The 14988-nt window shown below is 57.4% G+C and carries 12 protein-coding genes and 2 pseudogenes; 2 read left to right on the top strand and 12 right to left on the bottom strand.

What is annotated here, in order from left to right:
* Window positions 1-6: 6 nt before the first annotated feature.
* From JCM25354_RS15825 to JCM25354_RS01440, 10 genes and pseudogenes are all read right to left on the bottom strand, one after another.
* Window positions 7-1208: pseudogene (locus tag JCM25354_RS15825) on the bottom strand (pyridoxal phosphate-dependent aminotransferase).
* Between the two features lie 19 nt (window positions 1209-1227).
* Window positions 1228-2337, bottom strand: coding sequence for a 3-isopropylmalate dehydrogenase (gene leuB, locus JCM25354_RS01480; RefSeq protein ID WP_025884698.1), 1110 nt, complete (start codon window positions 2335-2337; stop codon window positions 1228-1230).
* Window positions 2334-2966, bottom strand: coding sequence for a 3-isopropylmalate dehydratase small subunit (leuD, locus tag JCM25354_RS01475; protein ID WP_025884697.1), 633 nt, complete (start codon window positions 2964-2966; stop codon window positions 2334-2336). Before leuD ends, leuB begins: the two co-directional genes overlap by 4 nt.
* Window positions 2966-4384, bottom strand: a complete 1419-nt coding sequence (leuC, locus tag JCM25354_RS01470) for a 3-isopropylmalate dehydratase large subunit (RefSeq protein WP_035446599.1) — start codon at window positions 4382-4384, stop codon at window positions 2966-2968. The genes leuD and leuC overlap by 1 nt, the downstream gene beginning before the upstream one ends.
* A 23-nt stretch (window positions 4385-4407) precedes the next feature.
* On the bottom strand, window positions 4408-4788 hold the full coding sequence (gene rplS, locus JCM25354_RS01465; protein WP_025884695.1) for a 50S ribosomal protein L19: 381 nt from the start codon (window positions 4786-4788) through the stop codon (window positions 4408-4410).
* A gap of 24 nt (window positions 4789-4812) precedes the next feature.
* Complete coding sequence (gene trmD, locus JCM25354_RS01460; RefSeq protein ID WP_025884694.1) at window positions 4813-5514, bottom strand: tRNA (guanosine(37)-N1)-methyltransferase TrmD; 702 nt, start codon at window positions 5512-5514, stop codon at window positions 4813-4815.
* Complete coding sequence (rimM, locus tag JCM25354_RS01455; RefSeq protein ID WP_025884693.1) at window positions 5511-6068, bottom strand: ribosome maturation factor RimM; 558 nt, start codon at window positions 6066-6068, stop codon at window positions 5511-5513. Before rimM ends, trmD begins: the two co-directional genes overlap by 4 nt.
* A gap of 31 nt (window positions 6069-6099) precedes the next feature.
* Complete coding sequence (gene rpsP, locus JCM25354_RS01450; RefSeq protein ID WP_025841964.1) at window positions 6100-6435, bottom strand: 30S ribosomal protein S16; 336 nt, start codon at window positions 6433-6435, stop codon at window positions 6100-6102.
* 50 nt (window positions 6436-6485) lie between these two features.
* Entirely contained in the window at window positions 6486-7883 is a 1398-nt protein-coding gene (gene ffh / locus JCM25354_RS01445; protein WP_025884692.1) for a signal recognition particle protein, read from the bottom strand.
* Window positions 7884-8079: 196 nt separating this feature from the next.
* The gene (locus JCM25354_RS01440; RefSeq protein WP_159103428.1) at window positions 8080-8607 is read right to left on the bottom strand and encodes a Spy/CpxP family protein refolding chaperone; all 528 of its coding nucleotides are present in this window, start codon (window positions 8605-8607) and stop codon (window positions 8080-8082) included.
* A 355-nt stretch (window positions 8608-8962) separates the two neighbouring features.
* Here JCM25354_RS01440 and JCM25354_RS01430 point away from each other — a divergent pair, with 355 nt between their 5' ends.
* Window positions 8963-10438 (top strand): ABC transporter substrate-binding protein, encoded by a 1476-nt coding sequence (locus tag JCM25354_RS01430; protein WP_456303677.1) that lies wholly within the window; start codon window positions 8963-8965, stop codon window positions 10436-10438.
* Between the two features lie 110 nt (window positions 10439-10548).
* Window positions 10549-12210, top strand: a complete 1662-nt coding sequence (locus JCM25354_RS01425) for a glycoside hydrolase family 13 protein (RefSeq protein WP_025884689.1) — start codon at window positions 10549-10551, stop codon at window positions 12208-12210.
* Here JCM25354_RS01425 and JCM25354_RS01420 read toward each other — a convergent pair whose 3' ends face one another.
* Complete coding sequence (locus tag JCM25354_RS01420) at window positions 12211-13713, bottom strand: UdgX family uracil-DNA binding protein (protein ID WP_025884688.1); 1503 nt, start codon at window positions 13711-13713, stop codon at window positions 12211-12213.
* A pseudogene (locus JCM25354_RS15820) lies at window positions 13710-14940 on the bottom strand (putative DNA modification/repair radical SAM protein). The gene JCM25354_RS01420 and the pseudogene JCM25354_RS15820 overlap by 4 nt, the downstream one beginning before the upstream one ends.
* Window positions 14941-14988: the final 48 nt, after the last annotated feature.

Raw genomic sequence — 14988 nt, 5'->3', positions numbered from 1 at the left:
GGTTTCTCAGCTCAGGGAGGCGCAGAAACGCTGAATACGCGTGCACGCTTCGCGCAGGCTTTCAGTGTCGGTGGCATAGGAAATACGGAAATAGCCCGGCGTCAGGAAGGCACTGCCATGCACGGCAGCAACACCTGTCTCTTCAAGCAGTTCAGTGACGAAAATCTCGTCATTCTCGATCACCTTGCCCGTGCTTGTCTTCTTGCCGATCACGCCTGCAATGGACGGGAAGACGTAAAACGCGCCTTCGGGGCGGATGCAGGTCAGACCAGGCGCCTGAGCCAGCATCGAGAGCACGAGATCACGACGCTCCTGATAGACCGACACCATACCGCCAATGAAATCCTGAGGCCCGGTTACTGCCTCAAGGGCCGCGGCCTGGGCAATCGAGCATGGATTGCTTGTGCTCTGTCCCTGCAATTTGATCAGTGCCTTGGTCAGTTCAACGGGAGCGGCAGAGAACCCGATGCGCCAGCCGGTCATGGCATAGGCTTTGGACACACCATTCATGGTCACCACGCGATTGCGCAGCTTCGGCTCGACCTGAACCAGCGTCTTGCTGACCAGACCGTCATAGACCAGTTTGGCGTAGATATCGTCTGTCAGCACCCAGATACGGGGATGATCAAGCAACACATCGCAGAGTGCACGCAGATCGGCCTCTGAGTAAACCGCGCCTGTCGGGTTGCAGGGCGAATTCAGCACCAGCCATTTGGTCCTGGGTGTGATGGCACCGCGCAGCGCCTCTGCATCGAGGCGGAAGCCGTTTTCAGGCTTCGTCTGCACAACGACAGGCGTACCGTCGGCCAGCGCTACGATATCGGGATAGGACACCCATGCAGGCGCCGGGATAATGACCTCGTCACCTGCATCGAGTGTTGCGGTGAACACGTCATAGATGACCTGCTTGCCACCCGTTGAGACCACGATCTCCTCGGCCTTGTAGTCAAGGCCGAAATCACGGTTGAGCCAAGCAGCTACCGCCTTGCGCAGGGCGGGCGTACCGGCAACATCGGTATAGCGTGTCTCACCGCGCGCAATGGCGTCGCAGGCTGCCTGTTTGACGTTTTGAGGCGTCTCGAAGTCAGGCTCACCGGCGGAGAGGCTGATAATGTCCCGCCCCGCTTCTTTCAGGCTCGCGCTTTCTGCGAAATGGCGATCGTCTGGCTGGGAGAAATCCGGTTGAGCCGGGCAGCGATCAGGGACATGTTTTCCTCCAGCTGGCTCTCAGGCCAGCTTCTGCATTTCCTGAAGAACAGCGGCACCCATTTCTTCAGTGCCGACGCGCTTCATACCTTCGGACATGATATCAGCCGTTCGTAAGCCACTCGACAGTACATTCGAGACAGCCTGTTCAATCAAACGTGCTTCATTTTCACGCTTGAGCGAATAACGCAGCAACATGGCAAAAGAGAGAATCTGCGCCAGCGGGTTGGCAATACCCTGCCCTGCGATATCAGGCGCCGAACCATGGATCGGCTCATAAAGTGCGTGACGCTTGCCGCTCTCCTGAACCGGACCGAGCGTGGCCGAAGGCAGCATACCCAGTGAACCGGTCAGCATTGAAGCCAGATCGGAAAGCAGATCGCCGAACAGATTCCCCGTCACGATCACATCGAACTGCTTGGGATTGCGCACAAGCTGCATGGCGCAATTATCGGCCAGCATATGGCTGAGCTTGACGTCACCATATTCGCGCTCGTGAAGGGCTGTCACGACCTGCTTCCACAGCAGACCACTCTCCATCACATTGCACTTCTCGACCGAGCAGACATGGTTGCCACGCAGACGAGCCAGTTCGAAAGCAACACGAGCAACACGTTCGATTTCCGACGTCGTATAGACTTCGGTATTGATACCACGCTGTGACCCGTCAGGCAGCGTCTCGATGCCGCGTGGTTCACCAAAATAGATACCGCCTACGGTCTCGCGCACGATCATGATATCAAGCCCGGAAACCAGTTCAGGCTTCAGCGACGATGCACTGACCAGTGGCGCAAAGACCTGGGCCGGACGGAGATTGGCGAAAAGCTCAAGCTCCTGACGCAGGCCGAGAATGGCAGCTTCGGGACGCTTGTCAAAAGCGACATGGCTCCATTTCGGATCGCCCACCGAGCCGAAAAGAACAGCATCAGCTTCCTTGGCCAGGGCAACCACTTCAGAACGCAGCGGAACACCATGAGCAGCCAGAGAGGCGCCACCAACCAGTTCTTCGGTCAGATCGAAGGAGAGGCCTTTGGCCTCACCAAGCCAGCGGACAATCCTGACGACCTCGCGCATGACTTCGGGACCAATCCCGTCACCGGGAAGAACAAGTAGCTTGGTGGCCTGGCTCACGAAACCGTCTCCATCACAATAGTTGGGCGCCAGGATTCGTCTCTCTGACGCTTCTGTTCGAAAGACTGGATCGCGGCGTCATGCTGAAGCGTCTGCCCGATATCATCGAGCCCTTCAATCAGCATATGCTTGCGGAAACTATCCACTTCAAAGGGAATGGTACTGCCATCGGGACGCTGCACAACCTGGTTTTCCAGATCAATAGTGATGCGGGCATTCGCCCCCATCTGCGCATCTTCCATGAGCGATTCACAGATCTCACGTGGCAGACGGATCGGCAGAATGCCGTTCTTGAAGCAATTATTGAAGAAGATGTCGGCAAAGCTCGGCGCAATCACGCAGCGGATCCCGAAATCGAGCAGCGCCCAGGGCGCATGTTCGCGCGATGAACCGCATCCAAGATTATCGAGCGTGATCAGGATTTCGGCCTTGCGATACGGGTCGCGATTGAGCACAAAATCCGGTTTCTCCGAACCATCGTCATTATAGCGTTGGGCAGCAAACGCATTCTTGCCCAGACCGCTGCGCTGGATGGTCTTGAGAAAACGCGCAGGAATGATCTGGTCGGTATCGATGTTCTCAACCGGCATGGGCGCCGCAATGGCGGTGAGTGTCGTGAACTTGTCCATCATGCCATCTCCCGCACATCGACAAAGCAGCCTGAAACCGCTGCTGCTGCTGCCATGGCAGGCGAGCACAGATGGGTGCGTCCGCCCGGCCCCTGACGACCCTCGAAATTACGGTTCGAGGTCGAGGCGCAACGCTGGCCCGATGTGAGCTTGTCGGGGTTCATGCCAAGGCACATCGAGCACCCGGCTTCACGCCATTCGAACCCGGCCTCGCGGAAGATCGCATCAAGGCCCTCTGCCTCAGCTGCCGCCTTCACATGACCGGAACCGGGCACGACCATCGCTCTGACGCCGGGGGCCACATGGCGCCCCTTGGCGATAGCCGCCGCCGAGCGGAGATCCTCGATACGGCTGTTGGTGCAGGAGCCGATAAAAGCCACATCGATCCTGGTACCAGCAATTTTCTGACCGGCTTCGAGCCCCATATAATCAAGCATGCGCTGGACCTGTCTTGCGCGCGCCGGATCATTGAACTGCGCCGGATCCGGCACGATGCCATCAATCGCAATCACGTCTTCAGGGCTCGTTCCCCAGGTGAGGTTCGGCTGGATCTCGGCGGCATCGAGCGTGACCTCGGTGTCGAACACCGCGCCTTCATCGGATGCCAGCGTGCGCCAATACGCACAGGCCTTTTCGAAATCTTCTCCCTTGGGGGCAAAGCGACGACCCTCGACATAGGCAAAGGTCGTCTCGTCAGGTGCAACAAGACCAGCACGGGCTCCCGCCTCGATCGACATGTTGCAGAGCGTCATACGGCCAGCCATGTCGAGCGCACGAATGGCATCACCGGCAAATTCCATGACATGGCCGGTACCGCCAGCGGTGCCGATCTTGCCGATAATGGCCAGCATGATGTCCTTCGCCGTCACGCCGGGGCCAACTTGCCCGGAAACCGTGATGCGCATGTTCTTGGCAGGCTTCTGCAGCAGCGTCTGCGTTGCCATGACATGTTCGACTTCAGATGTGCCGATGCCGAAAGCCAGAGCGCCCATCGCCCCATGAGTCGAGGTATGGCTGTCACCGCAGACGATGGTCATGCCAGGCAGGGATATGCCCTGCTCAGGACCCACCACATGCACGATCCCCTGGTCTTTCGAGCGCAACTTGAAATAGGGAACGCCAAACTCGGCGACATTCTTTTCCAGCGTCTCGATCTGAAGCCGGGATTCCGGCTCCTCGATCGGCAGCGAGCGGTCGGAGGTCGGCACATTGTGATCGACCACGGCAACCGTCGCATCCGGGCGGCGAAGACGACGCCCGGACATCCTCAGGCCTTCAAAAGCCTGAGGACTTGTCACCTCGTGTAGAAGGTGACGGTCTATGTAGAGAATGCAGGTGCCGTCCGGGAGGCGTTCGACCACATGGTCATCCCAGATTTTATCGAACAATGTTCGTGCCACCGCACTCTCCTTTGTCATAAACCCGTTTCGACTATCCTGATTTAGGAAGCCGTCTTCACCGTGTCACGGGGACGCTCGGCAATACGAGCCGACTTGCCGCTACGCTCACGCAGATAATACAGCTTTGCACGACGCACCTTGCCGCGACGGACAACAGCGATCTCGGCGATGCTGGGCGAGTACAGCGGGAAAATACGCTCCACGCCTTCACCGTTCGAAATCTTGCGAACCGTGAAGTTGCTGTTCAGACCCTTGTTGGAACGGGCAATCACAACGCCTTCGTAAGCCTGAACGCGCTCACGCGTGCCTTCGACAACGCGCACGCCAACACGCACGGTGTCACCGGCCTGGAATTCGGGAACCGGACGGGCGGCTGTCAGACGCTCGATTTCGCGCGCCTCATACTGCTGGACAATGTTCATGTTACTTCTCCGAGAATACGAAATTTATCTGTTAGTCTTGGCTTCAGCATAAGCCGCCCAGAGATCGGGGCGTCTGACCCGGGTTGTCTGGCAGGCCTGCTCGTGACGCCATGCTGCTATCGCTGCATGATGTCCTGAGAGCAGAACCGGCGGTACATCCATTCCCTCCCATGAGGCGGGCTTGGTGTAGTGCGGATATTCGAGCAGACCATCGCCAAAGCTTTCTTCGGCGTCGCTCAGCTCCGAACCCATCACGCCAGGCAGAAGGCGCACGCAGGAATCGAGCAGCGCATAGGCAGGAATTTCCCCGCCGGACAGCACAAAATCGCCAAGCGAAATCTGCACGACACCGCGCCGCTCCAGAACCCGCTCATCGACACCCTCGAAACGTCCGCACAGCATCACCACACCGTTGCCCGAAGCGAAGTCACGGGACTGCGTCTGAGTCAGACGAGCCCCGCGCGGCGTCGGATAGATTACCGGACGCCCCTCTGCGTTGATCGAGTCCAGCGCTTCGGAAACCACGTCGGCCCGAAGCACCATTCCCGCACCGCCACCAAAGGGCGTGTCATCCACGGCGCGATGACGCCCGCGACCGAACTCGCGCAGATCATGCACACCCAGCGACCAGACGCCGTCTTCAAGTGCCCGTCCCGCGAGGGAGAACCCGAGCGGTCCCGGAAACATGTCCGGGAACAGGGTGAGAATATCCGCGCGCCAGGTCATGAACGCACCGCCACATCGCCCTTGCCCGACAGATCACCTTCGACCTCAACCTCATGAGGCGGCTCGACGATGACACGACCCTGATCGAACTGGATCTCGGGAACGCAGGCATGGGTGAACGGCACGATCAGGTCCTGACCATTTCCGGCAATCTCCAGACTGACGCCCGCACCGTAATCATGGATGATCGCAACCGTGCCAAGCACCTTGCCCTCGCGGGTTTCGGCACGCAGACCGATCAGATCGGCATGATAGAACTCGTCCTCTTCTGTTTCCGGCAGGCAAGCCCGCTCGACATACAGTTTGAGATTGACGAGACGTGCGGCCTCATCACGGTCGGTTACGGCACGGCCGCTAGCATCGTACAGACGTGCGATACCCTGACCCTGCCATTCCGCGCGCCAGACGCTGCCCTTTTCATCCTGCAGTGTGCCGATTTCCTCGACCGAAGCCGGGTCATCAGTAGCCGCAAAAAGATGCACGAGCCCCCGTACGCCATGGGGCCTGCCCACGGTCGCGACGAGAATCCTGCTGGAGACGGTGCCGGACGTCATGAAATGCTGAAGCCTATCCCTGGTCTATGGCTCAGGCTGCGGCCTTGGCGGCTGCACGCTCTTGGGCGCGCTTCTTCGGTGCGGACTGCTTGGGCTGCTCGTTGTAAACGGGCTTCTCGATCAGACCGGCATTGCCAAGGAAGCGGGCAACGCGATCGGTCGCCTGCGCGCCGTTCGACAGCCAGTGCTTGATGCGCTCGTCATTCAGACGAATGCGGTCGGCGTGGTCGGAAGGCAGCATCGGGTTGTAAGCGCCAACCTTCTCGATGAAGCGGCCATCGCGCGGGCTGCGGCTGTCTGAAATCACGATGTGGTAGTACGGACGCTTCTTGGCACCAGCGCGTGAAAGGCGGATCTTAACGCTCATTTTTTAAACTCCAGGGTATCGAAAACTGTGTGAAATCATGCCGGATGGGGTTAGCGGCGCGGGCCGCCAAAGCCACCGCCGGGCCGCCCGCCGGGAGCACCGCCCGACATGAGACCGGAAAGCATCTGCTTCATGCCACCGAGGCCCATCTTGCTGATGCGCTTCATGATCGTGGACATGTCGTCAAACTGCTTGAGCAACTTGTTGACCTCCTGCACGGTCGTGCCGGAACCGGCAGCGATACGCTTCTTGCGGGAGGCCTTGATAATGGCGGGCGTCTTGCGCTCATCCTTGGTCATCGAGGAAATGATGGCCTGGTGACGCTTGAAGATCGAGGTGTCGAGATCCTGATCGCCCAGCTTTTCCTTCAGCTTGCCCATGCCAGGCAGCATACCGACGATGCCGGAAATCGAGCCCATCTTGCCGATCTGGCGCAGCTGCGAGGCATAGTCATCAAGATCGAACTTGCCCGCCATCATCTTCTTGGCGACGCGTTCGCTCTCTTCATGGTCGAGCGTCTCGCTGGCTTTCTCGACCAGCCCGGCAATATCACCGAGACCAAGAATACGACCAGCGACACGCTCGGGGTAGAAATCGTCCAGTGCCTCGAGCTTTTCACCGAGACCGACGAGCTTGATCGGCGCGCCTGTAATGGCGCGCATCGACAGCGCTGCACCGCCACGTGCGTCGCCATCCATACGGGTCATCACGACACCGGTGATGCCGACAGCGTCGTTGAAGCGCTGCGCCGTATTCACGGCGTCCTGACCCGTCATGGCATCAACCACGAGCAGGGTTTCGACCGGATTGGTCGCATCGCGTACTTCGCGAACTTCCTGCATCAGGGCTTCGTCGATCGACAGACGACCTGCCGTATCGAGAATGACGACGTCGTAGCCTTCGCGACGCCCGGTCTCAAGCGCGCGCCTGGCAATTTCCACAGGCTGCTGACCGGCGATGATGGGGAGTGAGCCCACCCCCACACGCTCGGCCAGCTGCTGCAACTGCAGCTGGGCAGCCGGGCGCTGAACGTCGAGTGAGGCCAGAAGTACACGCTTGCGCTCACGGGTGAGCAGACGAAGGGCGATCTTGCCGGATGTCGTGGTCTTGCCCGATCCTTGCAGACCGACCATCAGGACAGGCACAGGGGCCACGGCCGCAAGGTTGAGCGGCACATTACCCGCACCGCCAAGAGCCTCGATCAGGGCATCATTGACGATCTTTGCGACTACCTGACCGGGAGAAATGCTTTCCAGCACCTCTGTCCCGACGGAATTTTCCTTCACCTTGTTGACGAAGTCGCGCACGACGGGCAGCGCCACGTCGGCATCCAGCATAGCCAGACGCACCTCGCGCATCGCTTCGGCAACATCCGCCTCGGACAGCCTGCCGCGCTTGGACAGACCCTCAAATACACCGGAAAGTTTGCCAGAAAGCGTGTCGAACACGTGGAACCCTTATAAGCAACAGAAAGACGCCACTGCGCGAGCCTTCGCGAGGTGGCGTTTCAAATCTGGTCAGGCAGCTAAAGGGACGGGAGCACAAAGTCAAGACAAAAGCGTCTCTCGTGCGCCCACCCCGTCTGATCATTCAGGAAAACAGAGTCTTACTTTCCCTGAAAGGATCTCATGCAAGAGCCTTCACTCACGGAGCGTCGGGCTCGTCCTTGTCGGCATCACCCTTCGCATGAGGCGGCCGCAGAAGATCACGGATCTGGCCTTCAAGAGAGTCCAGCTTTTCCTGTGTCATGCGCGCCTTGTCGAGCTGCTCGGGAGTCAGAATGTCATGAATGGCAACCGCATCGGCAGCCATCGCTTCCTCATCCTTCGCATTAAGCACTTCCTTCTGCTTGATCAGCGTGTCAAGCTTGGCCCTGTCGACCGGCCCCTTCGCCATCAGCAGAGCGGCAATCTGATGATCCAGATCGAAACGCTGATGCATGGCCTCACGGCGCTCCGTGCGATGACCATGCATCAGTGCATGGATTTTCTCGCGCTGCTCCTTGGTCAGATCCACACCACGAAGCAGACCCATGAGCGGTGGCGGCATCATGGGTCCCATATGACCTGGCGGTCCTGGAGGAAGGGGTACTGGCGCATGTGCATGGGCCAGCGCCATGAAAGAGGGCGCTGCGGCGATTGCCAACATGCAGAAAGTCTTTTTCGAGATCATGCTCGTCATCTTCCTATATTTGAGAAGACATCCAGAACGATGCCTGTGAATTCTCTCTAGCAAGAAGAATAAGGAGAACTAGGACCAAAGCACTACAGAGTGTATTGATTGTTACAAGAATACCGGTCAACGCCGGATGGCTGTTCTGCACATTGTCGCAGCAATTTCGTCACGTTTAACACATTGACGTTACACCAATGTCATTTCCTTGTTAATTTCCGGAAAGAATGACACCGTCATCCGGTCTATTCCCTGTGGAGTGACGTATGACGAACCGGACCGATACAAGCCATGCGAACCCTGTCTTTGTGCAAGCCTGAAGCGGCTGCATCCAGAACGCCATATCGTGGCAGAAATGCGACTGCGCATTCTCGTCTTTCCTGTTACATTTACCCGTCTCACAGCTACGCGTGGTGTTTTTGCGCCACATAAGTCCCGGGTACGTTCCCTGCCACCCCTCCTGACCCGCTTCTCTTTGTGCAAGCCTCACCAGGTGCCTATCCAAGGACAGTCCAATATGAAGAAAACCCTGCTTCTGGCCAGCGCGGCCCTCGGCTTCGGCCTTGCTGCCCATGCCAAAGCTGACACGACTCTCACCATCGCAACGGTGAACAACGTGCAGATGATCGAGATGCGCAAGCTTTCGACCGTCTTCGAAAAAGCGCATCCTGATATCCACCTGCGCTGGGTCACGCTCGAAGAGAATGTGCTTCGTCAACGCGTCACGACCGATATCGCTACCCATGCCGGACAGTTCGACATCCTGACGATCGGCAATTACGAGGTTCCACTCTGGGCCAAACAGGGCTGGCTCTACAAATTCGACTCTCTCCCTGCGTCATACGACCTGAACGACATCATTGCGCCTGTACGTGAAAGCGTGAGCTATGAAGGCAAGGTCTACGCCCTGCCCTTCTATGCCGAGAGCGTTATGACGCTGTATCGCAAGGATCTGTTTGCCAAGGCCGGGATTACCATGCCCGAGACACCGACTTACGACCAGATCCGCGAATTTGCAGAGAAGACAACGGACAAGGCGAGCGACACCTACGGTATCTGCCTGAGGGGCAAGCCCGGATGGGGCGAGAACATCACCATCATCACCACCATGGTGACCGGCTTCGGTGGCCAGTGGTTCGACATGAACTGGAAGCCCACGCTCAACACGCCAGCCTGGCACAACGCCATCACCTATTATACGTCCCTGCTCAAGCAGTTTGGACCACCTGGAGCCAGCGCAAACGGCTTCAATGAAAATCTCTCACTTTTTGCCACTGGTCACTGTGCTATCTGGATTGACGCGACAAGCGCGGCCGGGACCGTATTCGATCCCAAACAAAGCAGTGTCGCCGACAAGGTCGGGTTTGCATCCCTGCCCACAGGCAGCTTCAAGGGCGGTCCAACCTGGCTCTGGTCATGGAATCTGGCCATTCCAGCCTCGTCCACTCATGCCGATGCTGCCAGCACTTTCATCCAGTGGGCTACTTCGAAAGAGTATATCGAACTCGTGGCGAAGACCGATGGCTGGGTCAATATCCCGCCCGGCACGCGCAGCTCGTCCTACCAGTCGCCTGAATATCAGAAGGTCGCACCATTCTCCTCTTTCGTGCTGAAAGCCATCGAGAATTCCAACCCGTCCGGTCAGACGGCACAACCCCGCCCTTATATCGGCGCCCAGTTTGTTGATATTACCCCGTTCCAGGGAATTGGCACCCAGGTGGGGCAGACTGTCGCCTCGATCCTTGCCGGTTCCAGCACAGTTGATTCCGGACTTGCCGCCGCAAATGCGGCAACCAACCGTGTGATCCGTCAGGCAGGGTATCAGAAATAAAAAACAGGAGCCGGGGGAACAGTACCTCCCGGCCTCGCAACTTTGTGTGACGGCGCCAACTACATGCTTCTTTCCGTGTTCAGTTCTCATCACGATCACGGAAAAAAGCCATGGCACAGAACGGTTCAGATCCAGTCTGGTGGAAAGACGCGGTAATCTATCAGGTCTATCCGCGCTCTTTTGCCGATTCAGATGGCGATGGCATTGGCGACCTTCCCGGCATTATCAGTCACATGCCTTATCTTGAGCGCCTTGGTATCGATGCTCTCTGGATTTCCCCCTGCTTCCAGTCACCTCAGGGTGACGCAGGCTACGATATTTCCGATTATCGCAAGATTGATCCGCTTTTTGGCACAGTCGCCGATTATGAGGCGCTGATCAGAGAAGCGCATGATCACGGACTGCGTGTCATAGCCGACATGGTGCCCAATCATACATCGGACCAGCATATCTGGTTCAAAGAGGCGATGGCTTCCGAACCGGGTAGCGTCGCCCGTGCACGCTATCTGTTCCGTGACGGCAAGGGTCAGGACGGGCACGAGCCGCCAAACAACTGGAAAAGCGTTTTCGGAGGCATTGCCTGGACTCAGGAGCCGGAACGCAAGGACGGCAAACCACGTCAATGGTACCTGCATCTTTTTGACAGCTGCCAGCCCGATCTCAACTGGGACAACCCGGAAGTACGGACCGAATTTGAGTCTGTCCTGCGTTTCTGGCTTGATCGTGGTGTGGACGGTTTCCGTATCGACGTCGCTCATGGCCTGATCAAGGAAAAGGGCCTGCCTCCTTACACTGATCGCGCCACCATGGTTGGCGAGGATGACGACAAGACACCCAGCGATGCTCCGATGTGGGATCGCGATGGCGTTCATGAAATCTACCGTGCCTGGCACAAGCTTCTGGCAAGTTACCCTGGTGACCGGATGCTGGTTGCTGAAGCCTGGGTAAAGCCGCTTTCGCGACTTGCCCGTTATGTCCGACCCGACGAAATGCAGCAGACTTTCAATTTCGATTATCTGCTTTGCCGTTGGAACGCTGCCAAATACCGCAAGATCATCACGGACTCTCTTGATGCCATGCACAAGGTCGGGGCTACAACCGCCTGGGTCATGTCAAACCACGATTCAGTCCGCCACGCCTCCCGGCTCGGGCTCAAAGACGCAGGCGCCCGCCCCCAGGGAATCGATGCAGATCATGAGCAGCCTGATGAGGTACTTGGCCTGCGCCGCGCCCGTGCGGTAATTTTCATGACCCTCGCCTTGCCCGGATCGGTCACACTCTATCAGGGCGAGGAACTGGGTCTGCCTGATCATACGAAGCTCGACAGGAAATACCGTCAGGATCCGGCTTTCTTTCGTACAGACGGAAAGGAAATCGGTCGTGATGGCTGTCGCATCCCCCTTCCGTGGAAAGCGGACGGCCCTTCGCTGGGCTTCAATGAGAGTGGTAAACTCTGGCTGCCTCAACCTCAAAACTACAGAAATTACGCCATAGCCGAAGAAGAAAAAGACCCGACTTCCACTCTTGCACTCTATCGGGACCTTCTCGCGCATCGCAAGGCCCTGGGGCTTGGCTACGGTTCTCTGGAATGGGCCGCAGAACGCAAGGACATTGTCGAATTCCGCAATGGTCCCATAAGGATTATTCTCAACTGTGGTGATCGCGATGCAACCATACCTGAAGGAAAGGTCCTGATCGCAAGCCAGCCGATAGACAAACCCGGACTTCTTCCCGCCAACGCCGCTGTCTGGATTCAGGAGAACGCAGACTGATCAGCCTGAAACCTGCTCTTGGTACGTGGCGAGCCAATCCCGCGCGATGACAAGCTCCTGAGCAAAGCGTCTCTCCTCCTCACGGGCCCTTTCCGGTTCCGGCAGACGGAGGAGGTAGGAGGGATGGATCGTGGCCAGACTGGCCGGGCGCCTTTCATTTCCGTCACGGACATACCCCCTCATGTCACCGAGGCGACTGACACGCCCTTCCACAGCCTGGAGCGCCGTCGCTCCAAGAGTGACGATCAGCCTGGGTCTGACAAGTCCGATTTCCTGTTGCAGCCAAGAGGAACAGGCCACGATTTCGGCACGTCCCGGCGTCTGATGAATGCGACGACGACCCTTCGAGACAAACTTGAAGTGTTTGACTGCATTGGTCAGATAGACGTCTTGCCGATCAATCCCGACCTCTGACAGGATCCGATCCAGAACTTTCCCCGCAGGACCGACAAATGGGATACCCTGAAGATCTTCCTGATCACCAGGCTGCTCGCCCACCAGCATCAGCGCCGCATTATCGGGGCCCTTTCCAGGTACACTCTGGGTCGCATAGCGGCACAAATCACAGCGCTGACACGTTTCCAATGCATGGGAAAGCGCCGGCAGGCCGGTAAGCGCCTCCCCTTCTGCCTGAGCCAGAACCTCCTTCTCGCGCCATTCTGCCTGGTGACGCGCGTGAAAAGCAGGCGCTCTTCCATCATTCTGAAGCGCTACCATCGCGGCAACACGATTTTCAGCATCAGCAAGCATCTGGGGAATCAGACGTGTTTCCGGCAGGTTCTTCCAGTATTTCGTCGGCATCTCGGAACGCATCGCTTTTGTCTTGATGCGCGCCGGATTGAAAATCGATTGATAATAGCTGTGCCAGAGCGTCTCGACATCATCCCTGAGATCAGGCGGCGCACAGGGCGTCCGATCGCATAATGTCTTCCCGCTCTCGAAAAGAATGGAGCCAATCGGCGTCAGAATCATCCAGTCCATGTCCGAAAAACGTTCAGCAAAGAACGGTGCCACACTTTCCAGGATGTAATTTTCAGGCTCGAACCAGGCAATAAACTGTCGTCGCCCCTCCGCCCCTTCCCTCTTCGACTCACGAAAACGCAGAAAGGCTTTCATCTTGTGCATGTCACGCCTTATCTGGTGCGTCATGCGCGCTGCCTCACGGATATCCGGGTCGGTCGCGATTGCAGGCAACTCGGGTTCCCTTTGCAAACGCCATAAAAGACGATAACCCAATGCAAAACGCTGCGGATCATGATGGCGCAAAATCATGCGAAGCAGAGCCAACCCTGCCCTGGAAACATGGCCTACCGGTGTATGGCACGACTGAATGGCCGTATTCCGATCGACGACCACGCTTTCAGACATAAACAGCTCGGGCTGTTCCTCATCCGCACTTTTCCATTCGACCTCACCTGGGGCAACGCCCTCAGCAAGCAAGGCACGAGCGAGGTCCCGCCATGTGTCAAAATCTGAATCGCAGGCAAGGTGGACGTACTTCATAACAGGCTGAGCTGCTGAGGCTGTGGACTGAACAGAGCTGAAAGGTTGCCACGATCAAGAAGCCGCGCGGGCGTCCAGTCTGCCGTAACAATAAAAGGGCGGATCTTTCGCAAAGAGACTTTCAGTCGCTCCACATCTTCCAGCCGGATAACGCAATGGCGCCGGGCTGAAAGCAAGGCTGCTACCGAACGCGGCCCCAGCCCGGGAACACGCAATAACATCTCACGGCTGGCACGGTTCAGATCAACAGGGAACAGGGCGCGGTTCTGCAAGGCCCAGGCAAGCTTCGGATCGAGCTCAAGATCAAGCATACCGTCCTCGCGCTGAGCCACGATCTCGTCAAACGAGAATCCGTAGAAACGGACCATCCAGTCGGCTTGATAAAGTCGATGCTCTCGAAGCAGCGGCGGCGACTGGGCTGGCAAGGCAAGAGATGCATCCGGGATAGGACTGAACGCAGAATAATAGACGCGCCGTAAAGCATAACCTGAATAAAGGGATGCGGAGCTACGCAGAATATCGCGGTCTGTTGAGTGATCAGCCCCGATAATCATTTGTGTGCTCTGCTCCGGGAGCAAAGCGGCGAGGCTTGCGACCTGTCAGGCTGCGATCTCCCGATTCCTCGATTTTGAGACGCAAGGCTCCCATGCTCTGTCGTATATGACCCGCATCCTTTTCGGGTGCATACGCCGCAAGTCCATCGTCAGTCGGCATTTCGACATTGATCGACAAACGATCAGCATAGAGCCCGGCCTCCTCAATCAAATGAGGAGCCGCGTCCGGAATGGTCTTGAGATGAATATATCCGTGGAAATGATGTTTCAGGCGCAGCTCGCGCGCCACACGCACCATTTCCTCCATGGTGTAATCGGAAGAACGAATAACGCCTGAAGACAGAAAGAGCCCCTCGATATAGTTGCGCCTGTAGAATTCGAGCGTAATCCATATGATCTCTTCTACAGAAAACCGCGTACGTTCTATTTTGGAAGAAGACCGGTTGATGCAATAAGCGCAATCATAGATACAGAAATTGGTCATCAGGATCTTGAGCAATGAAATACACCGCCCATCAGGTGTATAAGCGTGGCAGATCCCGTTCGAGGCTTTTGACCCCAGTCCTTCTTCACCCGGCTTTTTCTTGGAGCTTACCCCACTGGACGCACAGGATGCGTCATATTTGGCAGCATCCGACAAGATTTCCAGACGGGCAGCAAGGGTCTTTTTCATGCTCAACAGATGGGAAGCGGACCAGAACAAGTCAAGAACACCTACCCG

It is taken from the genome of Asaia prunellae JCM 25354, from assembly GCF_000613885.1.
Classification (GTDB): domain Bacteria; phylum Pseudomonadota; class Alphaproteobacteria; order Acetobacterales; family Acetobacteraceae; genus Asaia; species Asaia prunellae.
The sequence above is the reverse complement of the archived record's forward strand: the minus strand, read 5'-3'. Positions and strand labels throughout refer to the sequence as shown.

Excerpts from the sequence above, each read along its gene's own strand:
- leuD (WP_025884697.1), bottom strand. The coding sequence starts at position 2,966 with ATGGACAAGTTCACGACACTCACCGCCATTGCGGCGCCCATGCCGGTT.
- leuC (WP_035446599.1), bottom strand. The coding sequence starts at position 4,384 with ATGACAAAGGAGAGTGCGGTGGCACGAACATTGTTCGATAAAATCTGG.
- rplS (WP_025884695.1), bottom strand. The coding sequence starts at position 4,788 with ATGAACATTGTCCAGCAGTATGAGGCGCGCGAAATCGAGCGTCTGACA.
- trmD (WP_025884694.1), bottom strand. The coding sequence starts at position 5,514 with ATGACCTGGCGCGCGGATATTCTCACCCTGTTCCCGGACATGTTTCCG.
- rimM (WP_025884693.1), bottom strand. The coding sequence starts at position 6,068 with ATGACGTCCGGCACCGTCTCCAGCAGGATTCTCGTCGCGACCGTGGGC.
- rpsP (WP_025841964.1), bottom strand. The coding sequence starts at position 6,435 with ATGAGCGTTAAGATCCGCCTTTCACGCGCTGGTGCCAAGAAGCGTCCG.
- JCM25354_RS01440 (WP_159103428.1), bottom strand. The coding sequence starts at position 8,607 with ATGATCTCGAAAAAGACTTTCTGCATGTTGGCAATCGCCGCAGCGCCC.
- JCM25354_RS01430 (WP_456303677.1), top strand. The coding sequence starts at position 8,963 with ATGCGACTGCGCATTCTCGTCTTTCCTGTTACATTTACCCGTCTCACA.
- JCM25354_RS01425 (WP_025884689.1), top strand. The coding sequence starts at position 10,549 with ATGGCACAGAACGGTTCAGATCCAGTCTGGTGGAAAGACGCGGTAATC.
- JCM25354_RS01420 (WP_025884688.1), bottom strand. The coding sequence starts at position 13,713 with ATGAAGTACGTCCACCTTGCCTGCGATTCAGATTTTGACACATGGCGG.